This is a genomic window from Streptomyces pathocidini (genome assembly GCF_001418495.1).
Classification (GTDB): Bacteria; Actinomycetota; Actinomycetes; order Streptomycetales; family Streptomycetaceae; genus Streptomyces; species Streptomyces pathocidini.
The window spans coordinates 1-2,864 of record NZ_LIQY01000120.1; the positions used below are offsets into that span (position 1 = coordinate 1).

A 2,864-nucleotide genomic window follows, 5' to 3' on the forward strand; every position below is an offset into this window, starting at 1 on the left:
GCGGTCGAGTTCGACGCCGAGTCCCGGGGCGTCCGAGACCGGCAGGCGGCCGTCTCGGAAGGTGTGGCGGCGCGTGATGACGTCCTCGGTCTGCCACGGGTAGTGGCTGTCGCAGGCGTAGTCGAGGTAGACGGGGTGCCGATTACGATCAGCACATGTCCGACCCCGCAGGCGTACGCGAGGTGAAGTCGGCGGCGCGCACCGTCGACCTGCTGGAGGTGCTCGCCGCGCACGGCGACGGCCCGGCCCGGCTGCGCGAACTCGCTGCGGAACTGGGCGTTCCGCGCAGCAGCATGCCCGTGCTGCTCCAGACGCTGATCGACTGGGGATGGGTGCCCACCGATCCTCTACGGCATTGGGATCCGCCCCCTGCTCACCGGTGCCACGGGGGACGACCGGTTCCACGGGGACAAGGGGCACGGGCCTGCGTGCGCGGGCCATACAAGAACGGGCCATACAAGAGGAGGCGTCTATGACCGAGCCACGGAATGCGGAGCGACCCGAAGGCGGGCCGGAGCAGCTCGAACCGCTGCCCACCGACTGGACCCGCTGTCTCGCGGTCGCCGCCCACCCCGACGACCTCGAGTACGGTGCCGCGGCTGCTGTCGCGGGCTGGACCGGCCGCGGCGCCGAGGTCTCCTATCTGCTGGCCACCCGGGGCGAGGCGGGCATCGACGGCCTTCCGCCCGCCGAGTGCGCCCCGCTGCGCGAGCGGGAGCAGCGGGAGAGCGCGGCCGTGGTCGGCGTGGCCTCGGTCGAGTTCCTCGACCACCAGGACGGCGTCATCACCTACGGGACCGGGCTGCGCCGGGACATCGCGGCCGCCATCCGCCGCCACCGCCCCGAACTCGTCCTGACGCTCAATCACCGCGACACCTGGGGCGGCACCTACTGGAACACTCCCGACCACCGCGCCGTCGGCCGGGCCACGCTCGACGCGGTGGCCGATGCCGGGAACCGGTGGATCTTTCCCGAGCTCATCGAGGAGCAGGGCTTGGAGCCCTGGAACGGAGTGCGCTGGGTGGCCGTCGCCGCCTCTCCGCACCCCACGCACGCGGTCGACGTCAGTGCCGGACTCGACCGGGGCGTACGGTCCCTGCTGTGCCACCGCACGTACATCGAGGCGCTGACGGACAAGGAGCCGGAGGAGTACTGCCGGGAGTTCCTGACCTGGGCCACGGGCATGGCGGCGGATCGGTTCGGCGGGCGCCCGGCGGTGACCTTCGAGCTCTTTCCGCACCAGTGACGCCTGCACGAGTCGGTGGCGGATGGTTGCCGGGCGCGGACCCGCTGCGCCAGGATTGCGAAACGACATTTCACCGGGCGAACAGCCGTGAGCCCAGCCGGGCAGGCCAGGAGGAACCGCCACCATGTCCGACCGCCTTCGCGAGGTCTACGTCGTCGACGCCGTCCGCACCCCGGTCGGCAAGTACGGCGGCGCACTCTCGGGCGTACGGCCTGACGACCTCGCCGCGCACGTCGTCAGGGCCCTCGCCGAACGCAGTCCGGAGCTGGACCCGGCGCGCGTGGACGACGTGTACCTCGGCAACGCCAACGGTGCGGGCGAGGACAACCGGAACGTGGCGCGCATGGCGGCCCTGCTGGCCGGACTTCCGGTGACCGTGCCCGGCACGACGGTGAACCGGCTGTGCGGGTCCGGTCTTGAAGCCGTGATCCAGGCGGCCCGGGCCATCGCCGTGGGCGACGCCTCCGTCGTGTTTGCCGGGGGAGTGGAGTCGATGAGCCGCGCGCCCTGGGTGCTGCCCAAGCCCGAGCGCGCCTTCCCCACCGGTCACCAGGAGATGTACTCGACCACGCTCGGCTGGCGGATGACCAACCCCCGCATGGAGCGGGAGTGGACGGTCTCGCTCGGCGAGGGCGCCGAACTGGTGGCCGACAAGCACGCCATCACGCGCGAGCAGCAGGACGCTTTCGCGCTGGCCAGCCATGAGAAGGCGGCCCGGGCGTGGAAGGACGGGGCGTACGACGCGGAGGTCGTGCCGGTCGACGGCACCGAACTCGCCCGCGACGAGACCGTCCGCGAGACCACCTCGCTCGAGGCCCTCGCCAAGCTCAAGCCCGTCTTCCGCAAGGAGGGCGGCACCGTCACCGCGGGCAACGCCTCACCCCTCAACGACGGTGCGGCCGCCCTGCTGCTGGTGGACGAGGAGGGGCTGCGAACCACCGGGCGCGAGCCGCTCGCCCGCATCCGCGCCTCGGCCGTCACCGGCGTCGAACCGCAGCTGTTCGGGCTCGGCCCGGTCGAGGCCGTGGACCGCGCGCTGGCCAAATCCGGCAGGGGCTTCGCCGACCTGACGACCTTCGAGCTGAACGAGGCCTTCGCCGCCCAGTCGCTCGGTTGCCTCGCCGAGTGGCCCGACCTCGACCCCGCGATCGTCAACCCGCGCGGCGGCGCCATCGCCATCGGCCACCCGCTGGGCGCCTCCGGGGCTCGGCTGGCCGGGGCGGTGGCCCACCAACTGGCCGCCGCCGGCTCGGGCGTGGGGCTCGCGGCGCTGTGCATCGGCGTGGGCCAGGGCCTCGCGCTCGTCCTGGAACGCTGACAGCCTGGGAGCAGCCCGTGGACCGGCGCCCGTACCCCGATGCGCGGTTGGGCGACCTAACCCATGTGCCACGGCAGGCTGTTCCCGGCGGGGACGCGGCGCACATCGTCCCGCCGGCGGGTGCGAAGGGGCTGGACCTGGCCGTCTCGGACGTCGCCGTCGTGGCCGACTGGGCCGCCACGGGCTCGGAGCAGGCGCTGGACGCCTGCTCCAGCACGTGCCTGCGCCCCGTGTGGGGCAGGCGGAGCACTTCTCCGCGCTCATGGCCAGCTCCCTCCACACCGACCCCCGGGCCACCCC

At 73.0% G+C, this 2,864-nt stretch carries 2 protein-coding genes and 3 pseudogenes; 4 read left to right on the forward strand and 1 reads right to left on the reverse strand.

From position 1 onward, the window contains the following. A pseudogene (locus AOK16_RS29050) lies at positions 1-126 on the reverse strand (enolase C-terminal domain-like protein); the annotation flags it as partial. 29 nt (positions 127-155) lie between these two features. Here AOK16_RS29050 and AOK16_RS25335 point away from each other — a divergent pair. From AOK16_RS25335 to AOK16_RS27610, 4 genes and pseudogenes are all read left to right on the forward strand, one after another. Further along, positions 156-387 (forward strand): annotated as a pseudogene (locus tag AOK16_RS25335) (helix-turn-helix domain-containing protein); the annotation flags it as partial. Positions 388-472: 85 nt separating this feature from the next. Beyond that, entirely contained in the window at positions 473-1,246 is a 774-nt protein-coding gene (locus AOK16_RS07570; RefSeq protein WP_055471459.1) for a PIG-L deacetylase family protein, read from the forward strand. Positions 1,247-1,370: 124 nt separating this feature from the next. After that, a complete protein-coding gene (locus tag AOK16_RS07575) occupies positions 1,371-2,564 on the forward strand; it encodes a thiolase family protein (RefSeq protein WP_055471460.1) in 1,194 nt (397 codons plus the stop codon). 60 nt (positions 2,565-2,624) lie between these two features. Beyond that, positions 2,625-2,864, forward strand: a pseudogene (locus AOK16_RS27610) (FAD-dependent monooxygenase); the annotation flags it as partial.

Excerpts from the sequence above, each read along its gene's own strand:
- AOK16_RS07570 (WP_055471459.1), top strand. The coding sequence starts at position 473 with ATGACCGAGCCACGGAATGCGGAGCGACCCGAAGGCGGGCCGGAGCAG.
- AOK16_RS07575 (WP_055471460.1), top strand. The coding sequence starts at position 1,371 with ATGTCCGACCGCCTTCGCGAGGTCTACGTCGTCGACGCCGTCCGCACC.